The 23,383-nt window shown below is 68.6% G+C and carries 22 protein-coding genes; 7 read left to right on the top strand and 15 right to left on the bottom strand.

Annotated elements, in window-relative coordinates; translation table 11 throughout:
* The first annotated feature begins 88 nt into the window (after window positions 1–88).
* Window positions 89–1,105, top strand: a complete 1,017-nt coding sequence (locus tag ACZ6IE_RS01290; RefSeq protein WP_464606416.1) for a glycosyl hydrolase — start codon at window positions 89–91, stop codon at window positions 1,103–1,105.
* A gap of 22 nt (window positions 1,106–1,127) precedes the next feature.
* Here ACZ6IE_RS01290 and ACZ6IE_RS01285 read toward each other — a convergent pair whose 3' ends face one another.
* Window positions 1,128–2,729: a carboxylesterase/lipase family protein gene (locus tag ACZ6IE_RS01285; protein ID WP_464606415.1), complete on the bottom strand. Its 1,602-nt coding sequence runs from the start codon at window positions 2,727–2,729 to the stop codon at window positions 1,128–1,130.
* Window positions 2,730–2,883: 154 nt separating this feature from the next.
* Entirely contained in the window at window positions 2,884–3,072 is a 189-nt protein-coding gene (locus ACZ6IE_RS01280) for an RICIN domain-containing protein (protein ID WP_464606414.1), read from the bottom strand.
* Window positions 3,073–3,199: 127 nt separating this feature from the next.
* Between ACZ6IE_RS01280 and ACZ6IE_RS01275 the strand changes: the two genes are divergently transcribed.
* A complete protein-coding gene (locus tag ACZ6IE_RS01275; protein WP_464606413.1) occupies window positions 3,200–3,643 on the top strand; it encodes a helix-turn-helix domain-containing protein in 444 nt (147 codons plus the stop codon).
* A gap of 178 nt (window positions 3,644–3,821) precedes the next feature.
* Here the strand turns inward: ACZ6IE_RS01275 and ACZ6IE_RS01270 are convergent, their stop codons facing one another.
* On the bottom strand, window positions 3,822–5,174 hold the full coding sequence (locus ACZ6IE_RS01270; protein WP_464606412.1) for an MFS transporter: 1,353 nt from the start codon (window positions 5,172–5,174) through the stop codon (window positions 3,822–3,824).
* A gap of 139 nt (window positions 5,175–5,313) precedes the next feature.
* Here ACZ6IE_RS01270 and ACZ6IE_RS01265 point away from each other — a divergent pair, with 139 nt between their 5' ends.
* Both ACZ6IE_RS01265 and ACZ6IE_RS01260 read left to right on the top strand, forming a co-directional pair.
* Window positions 5,314–7,698 (top strand): FAD-dependent oxidoreductase, encoded by a 2,385-nt coding sequence (locus tag ACZ6IE_RS01265; RefSeq protein WP_464606411.1) that lies wholly within the window; start codon window positions 5,314–5,316, stop codon window positions 7,696–7,698.
* A gap of 39 nt (window positions 7,699–7,737) precedes the next feature.
* Window positions 7,738–8,520, top strand: a complete 783-nt coding sequence (locus tag ACZ6IE_RS01260; protein ID WP_464606410.1) for an IclR family transcriptional regulator — start codon at window positions 7,738–7,740, stop codon at window positions 8,518–8,520.
* A 78-nt stretch (window positions 8,521–8,598) separates the two neighbouring features.
* Here the strand turns inward: ACZ6IE_RS01260 and nagB are convergent, their stop codons facing one another.
* The 7 genes from nagB to ACZ6IE_RS01225 form a co-directional block, all read right to left on the bottom strand.
* A complete protein-coding gene (gene nagB / locus ACZ6IE_RS01255) occupies window positions 8,599–9,378 on the bottom strand; it encodes a glucosamine-6-phosphate deaminase (protein ID WP_464606409.1) in 780 nt (259 codons plus the stop codon).
* 44 nt (window positions 9,379–9,422) lie between these two features.
* Window positions 9,423–11,336 (bottom strand): copper homeostasis protein CutC, encoded by a 1,914-nt coding sequence (locus ACZ6IE_RS01250; protein WP_464606408.1) that lies wholly within the window; start codon window positions 11,334–11,336, stop codon window positions 9,423–9,425.
* Window positions 11,333–12,370, bottom strand: coding sequence for an asparaginase (locus ACZ6IE_RS01245; protein WP_464606407.1), 1,038 nt, complete (start codon window positions 12,368–12,370; stop codon window positions 11,333–11,335). The genes ACZ6IE_RS01250 and ACZ6IE_RS01245 overlap by 4 nt, the downstream gene beginning before the upstream one ends.
* Before the next feature lie 68 nt (window positions 12,371–12,438).
* A complete protein-coding gene (locus ACZ6IE_RS01240; protein WP_464606406.1) occupies window positions 12,439–13,353 on the bottom strand; it encodes an amino acid ABC transporter permease in 915 nt (304 codons plus the stop codon).
* Window positions 13,350–13,994, bottom strand: coding sequence for an amino acid ABC transporter permease (locus ACZ6IE_RS01235; protein ID WP_077054369.1), 645 nt, complete (start codon window positions 13,992–13,994; stop codon window positions 13,350–13,352). Before ACZ6IE_RS01235 ends, ACZ6IE_RS01240 begins: the two co-directional genes overlap by 4 nt.
* A gap of 178 nt (window positions 13,995–14,172) precedes the next feature.
* On the bottom strand, window positions 14,173–15,129 hold the full coding sequence (locus tag ACZ6IE_RS01230) for a glutamate ABC transporter substrate-binding protein (protein ID WP_238592171.1): 957 nt from the start codon (window positions 15,127–15,129) through the stop codon (window positions 14,173–14,175).
* 37 nt (window positions 15,130–15,166) lie between these two features.
* On the bottom strand, window positions 15,167–15,895 hold the full coding sequence (locus ACZ6IE_RS01225) for an amino acid ABC transporter ATP-binding protein (protein ID WP_464608569.1): 729 nt from the start codon (window positions 15,893–15,895) through the stop codon (window positions 15,167–15,169).
* A 244-nt stretch (window positions 15,896–16,139) separates the two neighbouring features.
* Between ACZ6IE_RS01225 and ACZ6IE_RS01220 the strand changes: the two genes are divergently transcribed.
* A complete protein-coding gene (locus ACZ6IE_RS01220; protein WP_464606405.1) occupies window positions 16,140–17,342 on the top strand; it encodes an ROK family protein in 1,203 nt (400 codons plus the stop codon).
* A 102-nt stretch (window positions 17,343–17,444) separates the two neighbouring features.
* Window positions 17,445–17,678: a hypothetical protein gene (locus ACZ6IE_RS01215; protein ID WP_464606404.1), complete on the top strand. Its 234-nt coding sequence runs from the start codon at window positions 17,445–17,447 to the stop codon at window positions 17,676–17,678.
* 22 nt (window positions 17,679–17,700) lie between these two features.
* Here the strand turns inward: ACZ6IE_RS01215 and ACZ6IE_RS01210 are convergent, their stop codons facing one another.
* Both ACZ6IE_RS01210 and ACZ6IE_RS01205 read right to left on the bottom strand, forming a co-directional pair.
* Window positions 17,701–18,510 (bottom strand): SRPBCC domain-containing protein, encoded by an 810-nt coding sequence (locus tag ACZ6IE_RS01210; protein WP_464608568.1) that lies wholly within the window; start codon window positions 18,508–18,510, stop codon window positions 17,701–17,703.
* 38 nt (window positions 18,511–18,548) lie between these two features.
* A complete protein-coding gene (locus ACZ6IE_RS01205) occupies window positions 18,549–19,274 on the bottom strand; it encodes a maleylpyruvate isomerase N-terminal domain-containing protein (protein WP_464606403.1) in 726 nt (241 codons plus the stop codon).
* 79 nt (window positions 19,275–19,353) lie between these two features.
* Between ACZ6IE_RS01205 and ACZ6IE_RS01200 the strand changes: the two genes are divergently transcribed.
* Window positions 19,354–19,818, top strand: coding sequence for a hypothetical protein (locus ACZ6IE_RS01200; RefSeq protein ID WP_464606402.1), 465 nt, complete (start codon window positions 19,354–19,356; stop codon window positions 19,816–19,818).
* 62 nt (window positions 19,819–19,880) lie between these two features.
* Here the strand turns inward: ACZ6IE_RS01200 and sigJ are convergent, their stop codons facing one another.
* From sigJ to ACZ6IE_RS01185, 3 genes are all read right to left on the bottom strand, one after another.
* Entirely contained in the window at window positions 19,881–20,753 is an 873-nt protein-coding gene (gene sigJ, locus ACZ6IE_RS01195) for an RNA polymerase sigma factor SigJ (RefSeq protein ID WP_464606401.1), read from the bottom strand.
* Window positions 20,750–21,874 carry an NAD(P)/FAD-dependent oxidoreductase gene (locus ACZ6IE_RS01190; protein WP_464606400.1) on the bottom strand — a complete coding sequence of 375 codons (1,125 nt, stop codon included), beginning with the start codon at window positions 21,872–21,874 and terminating at the stop codon, window positions 20,750–20,752. Before ACZ6IE_RS01190 ends, sigJ begins: the two co-directional genes overlap by 4 nt.
* A gap of 104 nt (window positions 21,875–21,978) precedes the next feature.
* The gene (locus ACZ6IE_RS01185; RefSeq protein WP_464606399.1) at window positions 21,979–23,379 is read right to left on the bottom strand and encodes a DUF1254 domain-containing protein; all 1,401 of its coding nucleotides are present in this window, start codon (window positions 23,377–23,379) and stop codon (window positions 21,979–21,981) included.
* Window positions 23,380–23,383: the final 4 nt, after the last annotated feature.

Here is a 23,383-nt window from a genome sequence, read left to right as displayed (position 1 = left end):
ATTAAGTCTTGATTTGCGGCGCGACATCCGCGATTCTGGCGTCGAGGGGCACCGTCGCCCCTCGACGAGACAGATTCGGGGAACAACAATGACGTTGAGAAAACGACTGTTCGCAGCCGCAGCCGCTACCGCCGTGCTTGCCGGGCTGAGTGCGGGAGCGGGTGCCACCGTGGCGCCGATCGCCGACGCATCCGCTTTCGGGGCCACGAACAAGGCGCAGGTTCTGACCTACCTGCGCAGCATCACTGGCACGAACATCGTGTCGGGGCAGCACAACAAGGAACCGGCATCCGCGCCCGGCCAGTACACGCAGCAGGTCAAGGACATCACGGGGCAATACCCGGGGCTGTGGGGAGGCGACCTCATGTTCCGCGCCGACGATGCGGCAAACCGCCAGCGGGTGATCGACCAGGCGAAGACCGAATGGCGGAACGGCTCGCTCGTGGCACTCACGTGGCATGCCTGCTCACCGACCGTCGGTGTCACGTGCGAGTTCGAGGGCGGGGTGAAGACGACGATCTCGAACGACCAGTTCACTCAGATCGTCACGGGCGGCACGGCCCTCAACCAAACCTGGCGCCAGCGGATGGCCGCCGTGGTGCCCTATTTGAAGCAGCTGAAGGATGCCGGCGTGCCGGTGTTGTTCCGGCCCTTCCACGAGATGAACGAGACCTGGAACTGGTGGGGCGGGCGCCCGGGCGCGAACGGTGGGTCGAAGATCTTCCAGCAGATGCGCGACTACTTCGACGCGCAGGGCCTCGACAACCTGATCTGGGTCTGGAACGTGCAAGACAACCCGGCTGGCGGTTGGGCGAACTACTACCCCGGCAGCACCTATGTCGACGTCGTATCGCTCGACGCCTGGTACAAGTCCTACCCGTCGGCGGGTGACTACCAACAGCTGCAGAGCATCGCGGGCACGAAACCCATCGCGATCGCCGAGATGGGCAAGGTTCCGGATGCCGCGTTCTTGACCTCCCAGACCCGGTGGAGTTACTTCATGATGTGGTCGGAGCAGCTGCGGGCCAACAACACGAATGCGCAGATTCAGAGCACGTACTTCAACGGTCGCGTCCTGAATCAGGGCGAGGTAGCCCTGGGCTGACGCGTCGTGCGCCGATCGAGCCTCAGCGCACGAACAGCCGGCGCTCCTCGGCGAGCGGGTCGCGGACCACGCGCACCCGCTCGCCGAAGAGCAGCGTGTCCCGCGCGGCGACGTACTCGGGCCACACGAGGTCGGCGGGGCCCGTGTCCGCGGGGCGGTCGGTGGCGGGCACGTCGGCGGCGGGCACCGATATCGCCGCGGGATCGCCGGTCCGAGCGAAGCTCGACCACGCGGAACCCATCGACGACGCGAGTTCGACCGGAGCATGCTCTCCGAGTTCCGCCCGCGCCCACGCCGTGTCATCCACATGCCCGAAGACGAAGGGGAGTTCGAGCGAGTGTCCGGCGCCTCGCGCCCAGGTTTCGCCGACGCTGCGCGCCCACTCGAAGAGGTAGGAGCGGGTCGAACCCCGTCGCGACGCGACCGGCTCCGCTGGGCCTGGCGCTCGGGCGGCTGCCACCACCCGCGCGTCAAGCATCCGCTGCATGGGTTGCCGATAGAGCACATCGGTGAGATACGCCTCGAGTGCCCCTGCGGCGCCGGCTTCGGTGACGCCACGCGACGCCCACGCCTCGACATATTCGTCGGGGGTGAACGTTTCGCGGCGCGCGGCGATCTCGTCACGCAGCGCGCGACGGGCCTCCTCGTCGGCCATCCCGCCGAGGTCGACGTAGGCCGACGCCTCGTTCAGGTTCGTGCCGAAGATGGCGTCGATACCGACCCCTCCCCCTGCCGCGATCGATCGAAGCGGTGTGTCGCGCACAACGCGGCCGTCGACGATCGGCCGAAAAGGCACACTGGGCCCCCGGCTGAGCCTCGCATGCTTTTCGATGACCCCGGTCTGAGCGTCGACGAGGGTCTGCGGCGGGATATCGATCAGCTGCTCGGGGTCGGTGCTGCCGCCAGGGAGGGCGCGCAGCAGCTCGTCGGTCACGCCGGCGGCCTCATCCCGCGTGTGCACGCGTTCGGCCGTTGCACTCTGCACGATCACGCGCTGGAACGGCGCTCCGGCGGCACTTTCGGCGAGGAGGGTGGCGACGGCGACACCGCCCGCCGACTGCCCCATGAGTGTCACCGCGGTCGGGTCTCCCCCAAACGCGACGATGTCGTGTCGTATCCATTCGAGGCCGGCCAGGATGTCGGTGAGCGCGAGGTTGTCGGCATCCGCGTAGTCCGCACCCAAAAGGTGCTCGAGGCGCAAATATCCGAATGCGCCTAGGCGGTAGTTGAGCGCGACGACGATGACGCCGTGTGCAGCGGCAAACCGGGCGCCATCGCAGAGAGGGTGCGCGTTCGAGCCGAAGACGTGCGCGCCGCCGTGCACCCAGACGAGCACGGGTCGCAGAGTCGAGGCGGGTTCGGCCGGGATCCAGATGTTGGCGTTGAGGCAGTCGCGTTCGTCTCGGGGCCGGCCGGCATCGGGGTCGTGCGGGTCGTTCCTCTGCCAGGCGCGGGCACCGAGGGCGCTTGCTCGGATCCCCTTCCAAGGCGTCGCGGGTTCGGCCGCGGCGAACCGTCGGGTGACGGCCGCGACGGGCACGCCCAGCACGGCGACCGCCGGGCCGTTGGGCGTCTCGACCGGCAGCCCTTCTACGGTGCCAGCGGTGATGCGGTACGTGACCATGCTTCCCCCCACGGATGAAACGGACACACGGCTCGGCATCCGGCCCGACCGCATTACTAATCTATTGCTCCGTGCCGCCGACAAGCGAGGGGCCGGACGGACCTGCAACCCGTTCGACCCCTCGCACTTTTTCCGCGGTTCTTCCCCGCGGAACCTACTGGATGCCCTCCTTCACGAGGCGCCACTGCTGCGTGGCACTCCCGTTGGCGGTGCGCTGCTGCGCGGCCGCGCCGTCGGCGGTGGAGGCGCCGGCGATCTCGAGCAACTTGTTGCTGTTGTTGTTCTTGATGGTCCACCAGCCCGATGCGGTTGCGAGCGTCCACACCTGGGTGGCGTCAGGCACCGGCGAACGGTTGAGCCAGCCGTCCCCACTGCGCACCTTGCACTTATAAGTGCAAGTCAGGTAGGGTCAGTGTCACCGACACGCCAGTTTCGGCCGAATCTTTCGGCACGTCTTTCGAGGAGCACCCATGCCCGCCACGATCCTCTCGAAGAGCACGATCTTTATAGATCCCGCCCTCACCCGCGAGGCCGACGACATCGCCACTTCGTCGCCGACGACATCAACGTCGATCGCCTCCATCACGCTCAGCAACGGAGAAGTCATCACTCCGTCCCCCGAGTTCGGCTCTCTTCTTTTCGACCTCATGACGCGCCTCCGGCATGGAACCGCATCGGTGAAGACTTTGCCAGAGGAGTTGTCGACGATCTCCGCAGCCGAAATCGTCGGCATTTCTCGCCCCACCCTCATGAAATGCATCGCCGAAGGCGAGCTCCCCGCAACGAAGGTGGGCTCACATACCCGCGTACGAACCGCCGACGTCCTCGCCCTGCGCGATCAACGACGAGCGAAGCGCGCCCGGGCAATTGCCGACCTCCGACGCCTCGACGACATCATCGACGCTCAGAACTGAGCATCCATCGACCCGCGCGCCCCCGCCCATGTTGCGCGGGTCACGGCAGACCAGCATCGCTACTGGTCGGCCAAGCCATCCCAGAGAAACCTGGCCGACGCGCTCGTCGCAGCAGACTGCCCTCGCTTCGCCGCGCGGGTCGCGCGTCACGTGCACGACCCGCGCGGCGCCAGCCGGCCTAGGACGGCAGCGGCGCCTTGGCAGTCTCACGAGCGCGCAGCACCACGATGAGGCTGATGAGGGCGGCGGCCATCACGTAGAAGGCGGGGGCGAACTTGTTGCCCGTCGAGGCGATGAGGAAGGTGGCGAAGTAGGGCGTGATGCCGCCGAAGACGGCCACCGACATGTTGTAGGCGATCGACATGCTGCCGTAGCGGATGCGGGTGGGGAAGAGTTCGGCCATGGCGGCGCTGGCGGCACCGTCGAACGCGGCCATGAAGACACCCAGGATGACCATGGCCCCGGCGGCGGCCCAGAAGTTGCCGGCGTTCATGAGCATGAGCGTGGGGTAGGTGAGCACGAGGAAGCCCAGGCATCCGGCTATCATGACCGGTTTGCGCCCGATCTTGTCGCTCAGCAAGCCCATGAAGGGAACGAGCGTGGCGATGGCGAGCAGGCCCACGACGGTGGCGCCGTAGCTGAGGGTCTTGCTGTAGCCCAGGTCGGTTTGCAGGTAGGACGGCATGAAGGTCTGCAGAATCCAGTGCCCGACGGCCTTGAGCACGACGAAGCCGACACAGAACAGCAGTGCGCGCCACGACGTGCGGAACGAGTCGCGCAGCGGAGAGGCGGACACCTCGCCGGCGGCCTTCACGGCCTGGAATTCGGGGGTGTCCTCGAGCTTGTTACGCAGGTAGAGGCCGACGAGACCGAGCGGCAGGGCGAGCAGGAAGAGCACGCGCCATCCCCAGTCGGTGAGGGCGTCTTCGCCGAGCGTCGTGGTGAACAGCAGCACCAGGCCGGCGCTCACGACGAAGGCCGCGAAGCCGAAGACGTCGATGAAGCTCGTGACGAAGCCACGGCGGTTGGAGGGAGCATATTCGGCGAGCAACGTCGTCGCGCCCGAGCTTTCGCCGCCGGCCGCGAAGCCCTGCACGAGCCGCACGATCACTAGTAAGAACGGCGCCCACAGCCCCACCATGTCGAAGGTGGGCAGCAGACCCATCACCACCGTGGCGCCCGAGGTGACGAGGATGACGGTGGCGAGCGTCGTCTTGCGGCCGAGTCGGTCGCCGATCGAGCCCCAGAAGAGGCCACCGAGGGGGCGCATGACGAAGCCGGCGCCGAAGACGGCGAAGGCCGAGAGGAGGGCGGCCTGGGTGTTGCCCTGCTGGAAGAACTGCACGCTGATGACGGTGGCGAGGGTGCCATAGAGGCCGAAGTCGAACCATTCGACGAAATGCCCGGCACCCGCGGCGCCGATGACCTTGCGCATGCGCCGGCGGCGTTCCGCATCGTCCAAGGGGGTCAGGCTCGTGCGGGCGGCGGCCTCGTCGAGGCCGGCCTGCGGCTGGTTCACTGTCTCGCTCATCGGGAATCCTCACGTCATTGTTGAAGCTGGCGACGATCAACATACCACCAAGCGATCGTTTAATCCCACTGAGCGGAAAGTTAATCCCATTCAGTGATAGTTTGAGGTCGTCGTCCCCCGGTCAAAGGAGCCCAACCCCATGCAGAGTCGAACAGAGTCCAGCGATGTCGTCGTCATCGGCGGAGGCCTCGCCGGCGTCTCAGCCGCCGTTGCCGCCGCCCGACTCGGTTCGCGCGTCTCGCTCATCACCAATCGTCCCGTGCTGGGCGGCAACTCGTCGAGCGAGATCCGCGTGTGGGTGGTCGGCGCCACCGCGCACGGCCATCAGCGATTCGCGCGCGAAACCGGCATCATGGGCGAGCTCTTCCTCGAGAACCAATACCGCAACGCCGAGGGCAACCCCTACTACTGGGATCAAACGGTGCTCGACCTCGTGCGCGCCGAGCCCAACATCCGCCTGCACCTGAACACGGATGTCCGCACCACGGTCATGCGCGAGACGGCACCGGATGCCGCGGCCGATGCTTCGTCCGATGCCTCCCCGGCCCCGGCCCCGGCCATCGAGGCCGTCGTCGGCTGGACCATGGGCAGCGAGATCGAGACGCGCTTCGAGGCCCCGGTCTTCATCGACTGCACGGGCGACGGCCTGATCGGCGCACAAGCCGGCGCCACCTACCGCATCGGCCGCGAGGCTCGCTCGGAATACAACGAGCCGTGGGCCCCCCTCGAGGCCGACGACGAGCTCCTCGGCAGCTCCATCTTCTTCTACACGAAGGATGCGGGCCGCCCCGAGCGTTTCGTGCCGCCGAGCATCGCCATCGACATCGCCCGGACGCCCATCCTGGCCAACCGCATCATCCGCACGGGCGACAACGGCTGCAACTACTGGTGGATCGAATGGGGCGGCGAACTCGACACGGTCGGCGACAACGAACGCATCCGCGACGAACTGTGGGGCGTCGTCTTCGGCATCTGGAACCACATCAAGAACTCCGGCGAATTCGACGCCGACACGCTCACGCTCGAATGGGTCGGCGCCATCCCGGGCAAGCGCGAATACCGCCGCTTCGTGGGCGACCACACGCTCACCCAGCACGACATCCTCGACCAGGTGCGCTTCGACGACGCCGTCGCGTTCGGCGGCTGGTCGATCGATCTGCACCCTGTCGAGGGCGTCTATGCCGACAAACCGGGGGCCCAGCAGCGTTTCAGCGACGGCACCTACGACATCCCCTTCCGCAGCCTCTATTCGCGGGATGTCTCGAATCTGCTGTTCGCCGGGCGCAACATCTCGGCCTCGCACGTGGCCTTCGGGTCGACGCGCGTCATGGCCACGTGCAGCACGCAGGGTCAGGCGGTCGGAACGGCCGCGGCCCTCGCCGCGCGCCTCGACGTGACCCCGCGCGAACTCGGCTCGCGGCACCTCGACGTCTTGCAGGGCACGCTGCTGCGGGAGGACGCGCCCGTCATCGGCGTGCGGGCGGATGACGCCGACGACCTGATGCAGACCGCCACCCTGAGCGCGTCGAGCACGCTCACCCACCTGTCGACGGTGCCGCACGCGGGATCTTCCGACACCGGCGGGGCCACGGCGCGACCCGCAGCTACGTTCCCCCTCGACCGAGACGTCGCGCTCGTCATCCCGGTCGAACCCCGCCTCGACGACATCACCTTCCGCGCCGACGCGAGCGCCGACACCACCGTCACGGTCGAGCTCTGGGGCACGGGCAAACCACAGAACTACGCCCCCATCGTGCCACTCGACACCCGCACCGTGGCCGTGACGGCGGGCCGCGGCATCCCGATCACCGCCCGTTTCGACTGGCTGCCCGACGAACCCCAGAACGCCGTCGTCGTCGTGCGCGCCAACCCCGATATCGCGCTGCACCTGGCCGAGGAGCGCCCCTACGGCGTGCTCGCCCTCACCGCCAAGCACGCCTCGGACGAGTCGCTCGACGACCACATCCCCGAGGAGGGCGACCAGCCGGTCACCGACTGGACGGCCCGGATGCTGCGCCGCCGCAGCTTCGTCGCGACCGTGTCCCCCGCCACCACCGCCTACACCCCCGCCCACCTGACCGACGGCCTGCAGCGCCCCTTCGGCGGACCGCACCTCTGGTCCTCGACCCCGCTCGACCCGGCCCGCGACCTCCCCGCCCACCCCGAAATCGTCGAGGCGACGTGGCCCGAGCCGGTGATCATCCGTTCGGTGCGCATCGTGTTCAACGACGACGTCGACGAGGATCTGGTGAACCTGCACCACCACCGCACGGAGTTCGAGATCATCCCCGAACTGGTGTCCGACTACTCCGTCGAGGCGCGCACCGCGACGGGCGAATGGATGCCGGTAGCCGACGTCTCGGGCAACCGCCACCGTCACCGCGTGCACGATATCGATGCCGTCACGACCGACGGCCTGCGGCTGGTCGTGCGCGGCACCAACGGTTCGCCGTATGTCACGGTCGTCGCGCTCAAGGCGTACTCGGCACCGAGCGGCCGGGCCGGAGATGCCTGGGTAGGCTGACAGCTGACTCCCCGTCCGTCCCGAGCGAAAGAGGTCACCGTGCCCGGCGAAATCCAGCAAGGCATCGGCCGCGCCGCCTCGGTGCTCGAGGCTCTCGGTGCGTCGACGAGCGGCCCGCTGCGGGCATCCGATATCGCCCGCGCGACAGGGCTCGGCGCCTCGACGACCGCGCGGCTGCTCGGCACGCTCGAGGAGCTCGGCTATGTGAGCAAGCTCGCGGCCGGCCCGGCCTACACGATCGGCCCAGCCATCCTGGCCCTGGCGAGCGCCGGGCTCAACCAGAACGCCGTGCACCGCGAAGCCCGCAGCGCCGCGCAGGAGTTGGCCCACCGCACGGGCCTCAGCGTCAACGTCGCCGTGCGCGACGGGGCGAGCTCGGTCTACCTCTGCCACTTCGAGGGCTCCCTCGCGCCGAAATCGCACACCATGGTCGGATTGCATCAGCCGCTGCACGCCTCGGCGCTCGGCAAATGCCTGCTGTCGGGCCTCGGCGACGACGAGCGCCGCGAGCTGCTCGGCGACGAGCCCTACCCGCGCTACACGAAGAACACGCTGACCACGTTCGACGCGCTGACCGCCGACCTGGCCCGCATCGCCGAACGCGGCACGGCCCTCGAAGACCAAGAACTCGCGCTCGGCCGCCTGTGCGTCGCCGCGCCCATCCGCGACGCCACGGGGTCGGTGGTCGCGGCGATCTCCATCTCGGGCCGCCTCACCGTGATGAACGACCACGACCTCGACGCCCTATCCGAGGAACTCGTCGAGGTCGCCGACCGCATCAGCGTCGGCCTCGGCATGATCTCGGCCATCCCCGTCCGCTGATCAACGAATGAGCGTTCACTTTTTGCCACTGTTCAGTGAAACTGAACAGTGCTGAGAAATGAACGGCGGCTAACCTCTTCACAGCAGCTGCCAGTCCGGCTTGTTGTCGTAGGTGTAGCGGTAGTAGTCGGCGTGCGCCAGGCGAGAGGCGGCGGCTTCGTCGACCACGACCGTCACGTGTCCGTGCAATTGCACGGCCGAACCCGGAACCGACGCCGTGAGCGGCCCCTCCAGCGCGGCCGCCAGCGCCTCGGCCTTGGCCTCGCCGAACGCGAGCAGCACGAGGTGCCGCGCCCGCAGGATGGTGCCGAGACCCTGCGTGATGCAGTGGCGGGGCACATCGTCGACGCTGTCGAAAAAGCGCGCGTTGTCGCGGCGGGTCTGCTCGGTGAGCGTCTTCACACGGGTGAGCGACGCGAAGGATGAGCCGGGCTCGTTGAAGCCGATGTGGCCGTCGGTGCCGATACCGAGGATCTGCAGGTCGACGCCGCCGGCAGCCTCGATGGCGGCCTCGTAGTCGGCGCCCGCGTGCTGAATGGTGGCGGCATCCCCGTTGGGCGTGTGCACGAGCTGCGGGTCGAGGCCGAGCGGTTCGACGACCTCGCGCGTGATGACCGAACGATACGACTCGGGATGCTCGGCGGGCAGCCCCACGTACTCGTCGAGGGCGAAGGCGCGCACGCGGGAGAGGTCGAGGCCGGCCGAGCGTGCCGCCAGGGATCGGTAGACGGGCAACGGGGTCGAGCCCGTCGCGACGCCGAGCACGGCATCCGGTGTGCTCGTGACGAGACGCACGATGGCCTCGGCCACCAGGTCGCCGGCGGCTTCTTTCGTGGGGAGGATGACGACTTCGGCCATGTCACGTGCCTTTCGATACGGGGATGATGTGGGGTGCACGCCGCTCAGGCGCGGGGCCCGGCTGCCGACGCGTCGACCGGCACCTCGGCCAGCACGTCGGCGGTCGTCCACCGATCGACGACCTCGCCGTGGCCGCTGGCGCGGAACGCTAGGACCGCGGCGCCGATGCGCCCGCCCGCCGTGCCCAGTTCTGAGACGCGGATTTCGGGCGCTTCCCGCCACACGAGCGACTGCGCGAGTTCGGCACGCAACGGGTCGAGCAGCAGGCCGCCGGCGCGCGACACTCCGCCGGCGAGCACGATGACGGCCGGGTCGATGAGAAGCGTGACCGATTTGAGGCCCAGCGCGAGGGCGTGCACACCATCGGCCCACACGCGGTCGGCAACGGGGTCGTGCCCGAGGCGCGTAGAGATGGCGGCGGCGTCGAGGCCCGGTTCTCCCCCGGCGGCGGCATAGCGGCGCGCGATTCCGGCACCCGAGAGATAGACCTCGAGACATCCGTGTTGGCCGCACGTGCACGGTTCGCCGTCGGGAATGGCGGGGATGTGCCCGAGTTCGCCGGCCGTGGTGACCGCGCCGACGACCGGATGCCCGCCACTCAAGATCGAGGCCGCGACACCCGTGCCGATGGCCACGAGCACCGAGTTGGCGACCCCCTTCGAGGCGCCGAAGAGGCTTTCGGCGAGTCCGCTCGACCGCACGTCGTGGCCGATCTCGACGGGCACGCCCAGTTCGGCCGAGAGGATGGGGCCGAGGGGAACGTCGGTCCAGTCGAGCGTCGAGGCGTAGCGCACGATGCCGTTCTCGGCCTCGACCATGCCGGGCGTGACGACGCCGATGCCGACGACGTGATGCCCCGACTGTTCGGTGTGGGCGCGCAAACCCTGCAGCAGCTCGATGATGCGGGCGATGGACTCGTCACCGGTAGCGCCGACGCCCACGGAGCGCGACGCGATGGTGCGGCCCGAGGCATCCACGATGGCGCCCTTGAGGTTGGTGCCGCCGATGTCGACGGCGATGACGACGGATGCGTCGGAGAGAGAAGCTGATGCCGGGTCCACAGTGGCAGCGACAGCCGTAGCCGCAACGGCCGGCTCCGAGACGCGCGCGGACGACGACGACGACGCCAGCGAGGAGTCCTCGAGTGCCGCAAACAATTCGCGCACGACGTCAGGATCGGTCCGCAGCGTCCCGTCCCCGCGCGGCGAAGGGGTCTGGGCGCGCAGATGCACCTCGCTCGCCCCCGTCGCCTCGAGGATTTCTCGCACATTGGCGGGGCGCACCGATCCGCCGACGAGCACGGTCGGGGCGGCGGCATCCGCGCGCGACCAGCGCACGAGTTCGGCCAACACCTCGACACCCTGCAGCGCGGGATGCGGCCCACCCGAGGTCAGCACGCGCTCGACACCCGCCGCGGCAAGCACGTCATAGGCGGCCAGCAGATCGGATGTCGCATCGAAAGCTTTGTGAAAAGTGACGGGCAGCGGCGCCGCGGCGTCGATCAGGCGGCGGAGCGCGACGGCATCCACCTCGCCCTCGGCCGTCAGAGCGCCGACGACGACGCCGACGGGAGTGCGCGCGCCGGCCGCGGCTGCCGCGATGGCCCGCAGGTCGCGGCACATGACGTCGACCTCGGCCTCGCTGTAGACGAAGTCGCCCCCGCGCGGCCGCACGATGATCTGCACGCCGACGCGTTCGACGGCGTCGAGCACCGCCAGGATCGTGCCCATGCTCGGCGTCGTCCCGCCCTCGAGCAGGTCGGCGCACAACTCGATGCGATCGGCGCCCTCGCGGTCGGCGACGAGCGCCCCATCGAGGTCGTCGACGCAGAGCTCGACGCGCACGCGGTTCGTCTGCGCTGAGGCGGCGGCCGACTCACCGGCAGGGTTCACGCCAGCGGCATCGGCAAAGCCATCGGCGGTCACGGACACGCCCGCGGAAGAATCGGATGCGCTCACTGCACGTCACCGCGCGCGGCGATCCAGGCGGTCACATCGGCACCGGCCGCGATCTCGCCGACGGGCACGCCGCCGCCCAGGACCGGCAGGTCGACGAGCGAACCGGCGGCCGCGACATCCACGCCCAGCGCGCCCAGCACCTCGAGCGCGAGCAGCGTCGTCGCGCGGGGGTTGCCGTCGACGATCTTCATGGCGACCGCCTGACCCGTGGCCGCGGCCATGCCGATGACGCCCTCGGCGCCACCCTTGGCGAGCACGCCGGGCACGCGCGTCATGGTGTCACTGTTGGCGTGGTTGTCACCGCCCACGAAGAAGGGGTGCGCGCGCATGGCGTCGGCGACGAGGCGCTCAGGGGTTCCCTCGGGTGCCGTCACGAGGGCACGGAACGAGCGCGCCAGACCCTCGACCGTGGTGCTGAAGAGGGGCGCCCCGCATCCGTCGATGGCCGTGTATTCGACGGCCGTGCCCGCCACGCGCTCGACCGTCTGCCGCACGAGCTGCTGCAGCGGGTGCTCGGGGTCGAGGTAGGTGGCCGTGTCCCAGCCGTTGGCGGCGCACGCCAGCAGCATGGCGGCGTGCTTGCCCGAACAGTTCATGCGCACGCGCGAACGGGTCTCGCCGTCGCGGATGAGGCGTTCGCGCGTGGGTTCGTCCTCGGGCCAGTCGACGGGGCAGCCGAGCGCCGATTCCTCGAGACCCGCGCGGTCGAGGATGCGGCGCACGGCGTCGACGTGGGCGTCCTCGCCCGTGTGGCTGCCGGCCGCGATGGCCAGTTCTTCGCCGCTGAGGTCGGCGCCGGCAAGGAGACAGGCGAGGGCCTGCAGGGGTTTCGTGGTGGAGCGCGGCAGCACCTGCGTGGACCCGCGGCCGAGGTCGGCGGCCACGTTTCCGTCGGCGTCGAGCGCGACGAGCCAGCCGAAGTGGCGGCTCTCGATGACGCCCGAGCGCACGATGACGGCGAGCTCGGCCAGCTCGGAGGTGGCCGCGGCGGGCGCGGACGAGGCGGCGAGGTCAGAGGAGGGAAGGGATGCCACGGTGTTGCTCCTTCGTCGCGGGGGCGACAGTCGATCGGTAGTACGTGTGCGGAAAACGGAAGGACAGGTCAGTCGAGCACGGGCGCACCCACGATGGGCACGGGCGCCGCGACATCCGGTTTGCGCAGGCTGCGCTTCGAGGGGCGCGTGCGCAGGCGGGCGGCGAGCGTCGAGAGCGCGCCGTTGAAGACAAGGTAGATGAGTGTGACGACGACGAACGTCTGAATGAGCAGGTGGTTGAACGACGACAGCACCTGGCCGCGATAGAGCAGCTCGGTGAAGGCCACGATGTAGCCGAGCGACGTGTCCTTGACGAGGCTCACGAGCTGCGTCACGAGCGAAGGCGTCGCGAAGCGCAGCGCCTGCGGCAGCACGACGAGTCGCGAGGTCTGAGCCTCCGACATGCCGAGGCTCAGGCCGGCTTCGCGCTGACCGCGGGGCAAGCCCAGGATGCCGGCGCGGATGATCTCGGCGAACGCGGCCGAGTTGGCCACCGTCAGCGGGATCACAAGCTTCCAGATGAGCGGGAAGTTCAGGCCCAACTGCGGCAGGCCGAACAGCATCAGGTAGATGAGCAGCAGCACGGGAATCGTGCGCGCGATCTCGATATAGCCGGTCGACAGCCAGCGGATGACGCGCACCCGGCTCAGGCGTCCGAGCGCCAGGAACAGACCGAGGAAACCTCCGAGAACGGCCACGAGCGCGGCGGCCTGGATCGTTCCCCACAACCCGACGAGCAGGTACTCCCACACGGGCCAGGAGAGGAAAGGCGTCCACTTGTCGGCATCCAGCTGCCCCTTCGAGCCGAACTGGATGAGCCCCGCCACGACGATCCCGACCAGGATCAGGATGACGACGGCCGACCAGATGCGAATATTGCGGCGGGTCTTGGGCCCGGGCTCGTCGTACAGCGACACCTTCTGCGTCGCGGCACCCTTGCCCGCGCCCGTGCCGGTGCCGGTCGTGTGCGTTGTAGCGCTCATCGGACGATCGCCACCTTTCGCTCGATGCGGCCGGCACTCAGGCCGATGATGAGGGCGAGCAGCATATAGACGAGGCCCGCCGCCGTGAAGATGAGGATGGGTTGCGCCTCGACGAGGTTGAGCTTGTTGGCCGCCGAGGTGAGCTCGACGACGCCCACGGCCGCGGCGAGGGCCGTGTTCATGGTTAGCGCGATCATGACGTTTCCGATGGGTTGCACGGCGGCGCGCAGCGACTGCGGCAGCACCACCAGGCTGAGGGTCTGGCCGAGCGTGAAGCCCAGCGCGCGGCTGGCCTCGATCTGCCCGTTGCCCACGGTGTTCACACCGCTGCGGATCGCCTCGGCCACATACGCGGCCTCATAGAGCGTCAGCACGACGACCGTGGTGGGCGCCAGGGGCATGAGGATGCCGGCATCCGGAAGCGCGAAGACCGCGAGGATGAGCAGCACGAGCAGCGGCACGTTGACGAAGAACTGCACGTAGGCGAAGGCCGCTCCGCGCAGCACCGGGATGGGGCTGATGCGGGCCGCCGCGATGAGCGTTCCGACGATGAGCGAGCCGATGCCGGCGACCACCGCCATCACGACCGTCGTTCCGAGCGCGGCGAGGAGCGGGCCGGCGCTGTCGACGAAGATATCCATAACTTCCTTCGGGCGGTTTCGGGGCGGTTCGAGTGAGGCAGGTCGTGCCGGTTGTGCAGGTCGTGCGGGTCGTGAAGGTCACGCAGGTCGACGCGGATGCCGCGAGGCCCGGGCGCGAGCCGCCGGAACCGGTTGCCCCAGAAACGTGAGGCAACCGGCATCCGGCGTCTGCTGCGGCTTAGGAGCCGGGGACCGAACCGATCTTGGGAGCGTCGGGCGTCTCGGACTCGACGGCCGCGCCGAGCGTGGCGTCCCAGACCTTGGCCCAGGTGCCGTCTTCCTGGATCTTGACGAGCCACTCGTTGATGAACGTCTTGAAGTCGTCATCGTCGTGCTTCAGGCCGATGCCGTAGGCCTCGGTGGTGAAGGGCTGGCCGACGACCTTGATCGAGTCATCCGATGCGGCGTTCGAGGCCAGCAGCGTGAAGTCCTGCACGTAGGCGTCGCCGCGACCCTGCTTGAGGGCCTGCATGGCCTGCGGGTCGGTGGCGAAGGAAACGAGCGTGGCGGTCGGCTGCTCTTCGGGAACCGCGGTCACGGCCGGCGTGTTGGCACCCACGATGACGGTCTTGTCGGCGAGGTCCTCGATGCCCTTGATGTCGTCGTTGTCGCTCTTGACGGCGACGGCCAGACCGGACTCGAGGTAGGGGCCCGCGAACGAGACCTGCGCGGCGCGCTCTTCGGTGATCGTGTAGGTGTTGAAGACCACGTCGACGGTGCCGTTCTGCAGCAGCGCCTCACGGGTTTCCGAGGCCGGCGGGATGATCTCGACGTTGGGCTCGCCCAGGATGTAGATCGCCAGCAGCTTGGCCAGGTCGGCGTCGAAGCCCTCGACGTCGTCGGGGTTCGAGGGGTCCTGCTGCGAGAGCAGCGGAGCGTCGAGGGCCTCGCCCACGATGAGCTTGCCGCGCTCCTTGATCTTGGCCATGGTCGAGTCGGGCAGGATGTCTGCGGCCTCGGCGACGACGGCGTTCTTGTAGACCTCGTCGAGCGAGGAGGCGGCCGACGAGGCCGTGGGGTCGGCGCCGGGAACGGCGGCGTCTCCGCCCGAGCAGGCCGCGAGGCCGAGCATGGCGGTGAGGGCGACGGCTGCGACGGGGATGGCCCGGCGAAGGGGGGAACGTGAAACGCGCAAGGTGGTGCCTTTCTCGGTGGGGTTCTAGGGCTGTGCGTCAGTGGGTCAAGATCTTGGAGAGGAAGGCGCGGGCGCGTTCCGACTCGGGGTGGTCGAAGAACTCAGCGGGCGTGTTCTGTTCGACGATGCGGCCGTCGTCCATGAAGACGACGCGGTCGGCGGCGCGGCGGGCGAAACCCATCTCGTGTGTGACGACGACCATGGTCATGCCCTCTTTGGCGAGCGAGACCATCACGTCGAGCACCTCGGTGACCATTTCGGGGTCGAGAGCCGAGGTGGGCTCGTCGAACAGCATGACCTTGGGGCGCATGGCGAGCGCGCGGGCGATGGCGGCGCGCTGCTGCTGTCCGCCCGAGAGCTGGGCGGGGAAGCTGTCGGCCTTGTCGGCGATGCCCACGCGGTCGAGCAGTTCGAGGCCGTGCTTTTCGGCATCCTTCTTCTTCTCGCCACGCACCTTGATCGGGGCCAGCGTCACGTTCTCGAGGATGGTTCGGTGCGCGAAGAGGTTGAACGACTGGAACACCATGCCCACGTCGGCCCGCAGCTGAGCGAGCGCCTTACCCTCTTGAGGCAGCGTGACCCCGTCGATGCGGATGTCGCCGCTCGTGATCGTTTCGAGCCGGTTGATGCAGCGGCACAGCGTGGACTTGCCCGAGCCGGATGGCCCGACCACGACGACGACCTCTTGCGGAGCGATGCTGAGCGACACGTCTTTCAGCACGTGGTGGTCGCCGAAGTGCTTCTGCACATCCGTCATGACGACCATGTCGGTCGATGCGGTGCGTGCCGCGGACGATGCCGCGGGGGTTCCGGGTGCGTGTGCCATAGTGCCGCCTTCTCGTGAAATGCGGCCTTCGGGGGCCGCATCGCCATCCTCGGTCGGATCCCCCATCCATGATGACGGGATCAACCTAACAACTGATTGTTACACGTAGATTTCGATAAACTTTATGCAATACTGGAGCAACTGCGGAGGCATCCGCCACCCCGACGCGACCGGAAGAGCCCCGATGAGCACGAGCGAGTTGTTCCGCACACCGCCCCGCCACGCGCCCCAGAACGTCGAGATCCTCGGGCCGCTGCGCTCGGGCCGCGCCACATCGCGCGCCGCCCTCGCCAAGGCAACGGGACTCTCCCCCTCGACGGTCGCGTCGCGCGTCGAGGGCCTCATCGCGCAGGGCCACATCGTCGAGGTCGGGCACGGCGAGTCCCGCGGCGGCCGGCGCCCCCGCCACCTCGAGATCCGCGGCGACGCCGGACTCGTCGGCTGCATCGACCTGGGCGTCGACCGCGCCACCTTCGGCCTCATCGATTTCGCCGGAAACCTCGTCGGCGAGCGCCACCTCGACCTCGACATCGCGGCCGGCCCGCACGAGGTCCTCTCATTTGCCGTCGCCCAGTTGGTCGACATGGTCGAGCAGGCGGATGTTCCGAGCCACACGCGCCTGCGCGGCATCTCCGTCGGGGTGCCCGGGCCCGTGTCGTCCACCACGTCCCGCATCGTCGCGCCGTCGCGCATGCCCGGCTGGAACGGCGTGTCGGTGGCCGAGGTCGTGCAGCGCGACATCCAGCTGCCCGTCGTCGTCAACAACGACGCCAACCTGATGGCCGCGGGCGAACTGCTCGACGCCGACGAAGCCGCCGGGTTCGCCAACCAGGTCTTCGTGAAAGTGGGCTCGGGAATCGGCTGCGGCATCGTTTCGGGCGGCGAGCTCTACACGGGCAGCAACGGCTGGGCGGGCGACATCAGCCACGTCTCGGTGCCGGGGGCAGCCGCGGTTCCCTGCTCGTGCGGGCGCACCGGATGCCTCGACGCCCTCGCCTCGGGCAACGCCCTGGTTCGCGAGATGCAACTCGCCGGCCACGACGTGCACACCGTCGAGGCGATGATCGCGCTGGCCCGCGACTCCCACCCCCTCGCCACACGCCTCTTGCGCAACGCGGGCGTCATGACGGGCGGCGTGCTCGCCACCATCGTCAACTTCTTCAACCCCGATCGCCTCGTGCTGGGCGGCGTGCTCGCCGATTCGGCCGTCTTCGTCGCGGGCGTGCGCTCCACCCTCTACGCCGACTGCCTGCCCATGGCCACCGAGCAGCTCACCGTCGAGGTCACGCGCCACCAGGGCACGGGCGGCCTGCGCGGCGCGGCCCGCATGTTCCTCGACCGCGTCTTCTCCACCGAGGGCCTGCCCCCGCTCACGCCGGCGCCCTGACGCACTCCGCCGCCATGCACAGCGCTGAAACGCTAGGTGCGCGTCCGCCCGATCACTAGGCTGGGCGCACAGACCGGCCGGGGTCGGCGGATGGGGGAAATCATGGATGTCGCACTCGCGATCGTTCTGAGCATCGTTCTTCTCGGCGCTTACGTCGGGGTCCTTGTTTATGCGATCACTCAGATCAGGCGCGAGCCGACGCTGAACAGCGCCGAACGCACCGTGTGGATCCTGGCGGTCGTCTTCTTCCCGCTCATGGCCGGTTTCGTCTGGCTATTCATGGGGCCGCATCCGCTCGGACTGCGCATAGACCAAACGCGGGCTCCGCGCAGCTAGCGCGCACCCGGCACGCGCGGCCTCACCCCTCGGCGTGCTTGAGCAGTTGCGACAAGTGGAACTGCCATCCCTCCGCGTGCTCTTCGCGCAGAGCGTCGCCGTCGGGCACACCGAGGAAACCCGTCTCCGACACCGAGACGCGGGTGCCCGAAGCCGTCGGATCGAGCGCGAAGGTCACCTGCAGAGGGGAGGGCCGCGCGGTTTCGGACCACACGAATGCGAGGGCCCGGCCATCCGTAACCTCAATGACCTGACCCACGGCCTCGCGCTCGACCCCGTCTTCAATCCACACCTCGCGCAGCGGCGCGCCGGCGATCGCATCGAAGTGCATATCGGGCCACCACTCTGCGCGCTCCTGGGTGAGCGCTCGCCAGACCACGTCCGCCGTCACGGCCGCGTCGACTGACACGACCAAACCGTCTCGGTTTTCGACCGTCGTACTGTGACGCAGAACCCCGTGCTCGAGTCGCTCGAGATCGGCGGCGACCAGCGCGATGTCGCGCGTGAAATCGTCGTCGGTGAGCTCGATCTGGCGCACCGTGAAGACAACCTCGGCGCCGTCCGGGTGGGCGAGTACGCGCACCGGGTTCGTGACGACGGTCCCGGATGGCAGCGTCACATCATGATCGAGGACTCCCAGGTCGTTCCGCTCGACGAACCGAACGGTCACCCGACCCATGGGCGACTCGACGATCAGAACGTCGCCCTCGCGAACAACTTCGGATTGGGCGAGACCCGCCGCCCATTGCGGGAGATTATCGACATTCGACGCGTACTCGTACACGGCCTCCGGCGAAGCCGAGATAACCCGACTGACGTGATGGCTTCTCATACTCACGGGTACTGATCCTCGCCTTTCGGGTTCTTCGGTCACAAGACGTGCAGCGCGTCGGACTCGTCGCGCTCGCGCCGGCTCAAAGCGCGCAGCACAGCGAGGTCGCCGTGGCGCACACGCGCCGCACCCACGAGAACGTCGACGGCAGCGGCCAGGGCGGCGGGAGGGCTCGTGACGGCCGCGCCGATACTGAGGGACAGGTCATCCGTGTGCACGGCGAATTCGACCAGACGGGTGCGCAGGTAGTCGTCGAGCGAGATGATCTCGCCCGGCCGGTGGGCCACACCCAGGCGCCGGTTGACTGGTTCCGAAGCAAGGCGCGATCGCAGATGATCGAGGGTTTCCCGGCACTGCGCGACCACAGCCACAACACCCTTCTCCGCTGATTCCGTTCCACGGCGGATGACACCACGGCTGACGTCGGACTCGCGATCGGCAATGCCCTCGAAGGTTCCAAAATAGGTGGATGCATCGATGACGACGACGTCGGCGCCCCCGGGCCCGCCGCCCGCCTCACGACCGCCGTCCGAGTCGGGGCCAGAGTCGAGGCCGGGGTCGACGCCGCGGTCGAGGTCGAGGAGGAACTCGACCTGCGTCAGACTGCGCCCGAGATGAGCCGCCAGAACCCCCACGGTCATGCCGGGCAGCACGGATTCCTCGTGCCACCTGCTCGCAACCCGCTCATCGCCGATGAGGTCGACGGCGCTGGCCGCCGCCTCGAGGTAGGCCACGCGAGGGATGCTCAAGGCGCTGTCAGTCATGGGCCTCAGTGTGGCAGCCGCCGACGCCCGGGAACAGACCCAAGCTTGAGGATTCTTACCGACCGAATAGGCTGGTGGGATGGATCCAGCAGCAGTGAATTCCTGGGGATGGTTCGCTTTAGCCCTGGTCAACGCGGGCCTGGCGGAACAGAAGAACCGGTCGCGCCTCAATTGGTTCCTCGTCTCGATCTTTCTCGGACCGATCGCCACCCTGCTCATCGTCGTCTGGAAACCGGCCCCCGTGCGGCCGGACGATGAAGCCCCTCAGCCCATCAGCCTGTCGACCGGCATCCTGGCCCTCGGCGTGACTTTAGCCGCCGCCGCGATCATCGTGGTGGCCCTGCTGGCGTCGAGCGAGTGGAGCACCGTCGCCTGGATCGTCGCCGCGGCCCTGATGGCCGGTGCACTCTCGTGTCTCGTCACCTTCATCGTGCGCCGCCCGACCGACCGGGCGCGTTCCCTCGCCGCGACGCGCGCGAGCACTCCAGAAGAGGCGGCGCGGCCGCATGACGTCGAGGTTCCCCACGACCGCGCCTCATCCTGACCGCGCCTCATACTGACCGCGCCTCATACTGACGGCACCTCGCCCCTCCTGGGCCACGGCGATCAGCTTCCCGGCTGCAGGCGCTGGAGCTTGTCGGGGTTGCGCATGACGTAGATCTCCTCGATCACCGCGCCCGCGATGGCGAACTGGAAGGATGCGTCGACCGTTCCGGAGTTGAGCGACAGTACGCTCAGGCCCCCGTTGAGTTCGTCGCCCCTGATAGTGCCCGCGGGGCCGACTTTGGCCTGCAGGCCGAAGAGGAAGCGCACGATGGCTTCGGCGCCGGTGACCGGACGGCGCGCCGCCGAAACCTTGCCGCCGCCGTCGACGGTGAGCACGGCATCCGGAGCCAGGGTCGAGATCAAGCCCGAGATGTCTCCCGCCTCGACCGCTGCGATGAAACGCTCGACGACCCGGTCGTGCTGCTCCGTCGTGACCGCGAACCGCTGTCGACGGGTGTGCACGCGGTCGCGCGCGCGGTGGATCATCTGCCGCGCGCCATCGACCTCCATGTCGAGGATGTGTGCGACCTCGGCATAGGAGAACGCGAAGATTTCTCGAAGAACGAAACCCGCGCGTTCGCGATCCCCCAGCGCCTGCAGGATAACGAGGAAAGCAGCAGACACAGCCTCATGTCGCGCGAACTGCTCCTCCGGCCCCGGAACTCCGCCGTCGGCCGGCAACGGTTCGGGCAGCCACGGCCCGACGTAGTCCACGCGGCGACGCTCCGCCGAACGCAACACGTCGAGGCACAGGTTGGTCGTCATGCGGGCGAGATAGGCGCGCGCATGCTCGACGTCGTGGTCAACGGCCAGCCAGCGCTCGTAGACGTCTTGGACGATGTCCTCGGCGTCGGAGACCGAGCCGAGCATGTCGTAGGCGAGCGTGAAGATCAGCCCCCGATGGCGCCGAAACGAGTCGGAGGCATCGGTCACTCGTTCACCCTAGCGGCGGGCCCGGCCGGCCAACGATACGTGCCGGGCCGGCGGGCTTCCTGACGCATCCACCGCACCGTTTGCCGACAGATGAGCTCTTTGAAGACGGCGGCCGAACGCCCGCGCAGTCGAATCCGGCGCGGGGTGTCGTCGGGATGCACGGCCTGGATCAGGCCACGTGTGCGGCCGAGGCTCACGCACTGGGCGACGAACCCTGCACTGTGCGCGGCGGGTGCGGCTCCATCGATCAGGGCGCCGACGACATCCGCGGCGTGCGCTCCCTGCGGCAGGGCGCTGGCACACCCCATCCTGAGGTGGGTGTTCTGCGCGCCGCCGACGTGGCACCCGTCCCCTGCGCCGACGATATTCGGATGCGCGCGCACTCGCAGATCAGCCCCCACCTCGAGCTGCCCCCGAGCGTTGACCGGCAGGCCGCTCTCGGCCGCCAGTGACGCGCCGACGAACCCGTCCGTGTGCAGCACGAGGGCCGGCGCCGGCACCGTGTCCTCCCCGCGGTGGATGCGCACACCGAGGCGAATCAGCGCCCGCTCGGACTCCCCACCACCCGCCGCGCCCAGCGACCGGCCGACGGGCCCGCGCGACACCAGATGCACGTGGATGTCGGGGCGCGCCGCCCGCAGCTCCGACGCGAGTTCGATGCCCGTGTGTCCGGCTCCGCGCACCACCACCGCCGAACCCGGTGCCGCGTTCCGCACGGCTTGCCGGGCCCGCGCGGCATCTTCGTCGGTCGACACCGAGAGGTGAGGCATCCCCGGCTCGTCGTCTGAGTCGGAAGGCATCGGACGCGCCGTCGACCCCGCCGCGTAGACGAGATAGTCGTAAGCCAACGCGTCGCGATCAGCGAAGAGCAGGCGCGACAGCCCCGCATCGATCGACGCGACGCGCGCGGTCACCCGGCGAACCGACGGGTGCAGCACCTCGTCGAAGGACAGGCGAGGAGATTCGCGCACACCGCTCGCAACCTCGTGCAACCGGATGCGTTCGACGAAGTGTTCCCGCTCGTTGACGAGCACGACCGTCGCGTCACCCCGCCCGGCTAGCCTGTTCGCCGCCATCACGCCGGCATACCCGCCGCCGACGACCACCACTTGATTACCCATTGCGCTCCTTCATCCGTGTGGCACTCTGACGAACGAGCGCCCCGAAATGTGACAGCGGCGGGGAAATCACGGAACGGGGATCGAGTCCACCCCTCGCTCCACCTTTACGCGGGGGTGATGTCCCCGAGTTTCCAGCTGCGGTCGAAGTAGGGCTCCAACGGGCCATAGAAGCGGAAGTAGGAGAACCAGTGCTTGCCCGGGATGGTCTGCACCCAGTTCGCCTCTCCGGCGGCCGAGGCCTCGGGGCCGAAGTACAGGTCCACCGAGCCGTCCTCGTTGACGACGAGCTCGGGGTCGCGCGACCCGCGATCTCCGCGCTGCTGCGGGTTGTCGATCAGGCAGCGGGTGGCGACGTCGTAGACCGTGGCCGACCAGAAGAGCTTCGCGGGTACGTCGGCGGGCACATGCAGCGTGTAGGCGCGGCCGCCGTCGAGCCAGTCCCCCGCGGCATCCGTGTACGACCCGAGGTAGGCCTGACCGAGACCGGGCGTGGTGCTCTTCATGGACTCCGCGAAACTGACCGCCTCGTAGAACCACGAGGCCCGCTCGAGCAACTCGTCGTACCCGTTGCCGCGCTGCGCCGAGTTGTCGAGCACGATGGCCTGCTCCCACCGGCGGTCGGGCCAGAAGAAGCCCTGCTCGAAACGTTTGGCGAACGTGTTCGCCTGCGCCATCAGTTCACCCGCGGCGGCACCCTGCTCGAGAATGCGGCGCAGGCGCTCGTCGGGCTCGAACGGTTTGCCCTTCTCGATGCCCAGCTGCTTCAGCATGGCCAGGTAGAACCGGTCGCGTTCGTCGACGACCTCGGTTTGGTAGACGCCGTGCAGCGCACGCCAATAGTCGAGGCCCCGCGGCTGGTCGCCCGTCCATTCACGGCCGTCGGGCGACACGATACGCGTAGGGGTGGGGTTCTCGCGCTCCGCGTAGGGGTAGATGCGCACGGCATCCACGAGGGCCTCCGCGCGTGCCGGGTCGGGGTCGAGGGTGCGAAAACCCAACATGATGTTGAAACCGGATGACTGCAGGGTGCGGTAGTCGGGGCTCAGGTCATCCGGAGCGCTCTCGCCGGGAGGCACGATGACGTATTTGCCGCCTTGGCCGCGGTCGGGGCCCATCTCGCCCATCGCGCCGATCTCGCGCTGCCAGAAGTCGGACACCCCGCCAGCCGTCGGGCCCGCCGGCAGTTCGATCACGAGCGGCCCGGTTTCGGCCAGAGCGAAGAAGTTCAGGATGTAGGGCGTTGTCGCATTCGCCGTGATGATGCCGAGGCGGTCGCGGTAGGTGGCATAGCGCACGAGGTCACTACTCGTTGCGCCGAACACGTCGTAGTGCTGCCCCTTCCACTGCGCATAGGACACGATCGGCAGGGCCCAGAGGTAGGCCTGGCACGCCATCTGATAGTCGAGTTCGTCGAAGATGGTGGGGATGGCGGAGCGCGCGGGCAGCTCGCCATCCATGGTCACGTGGGCGAGCGGGCCGGGCAGGGCGGGCGAGCTGGATGTCATGGCG

This window comes from Okibacterium sp. AC114, assembly GCF_979253355.1.
The sequence above is the reverse complement of the archived record's forward strand: the minus strand, read 5'-3'. Positions and strand labels throughout refer to the sequence as shown.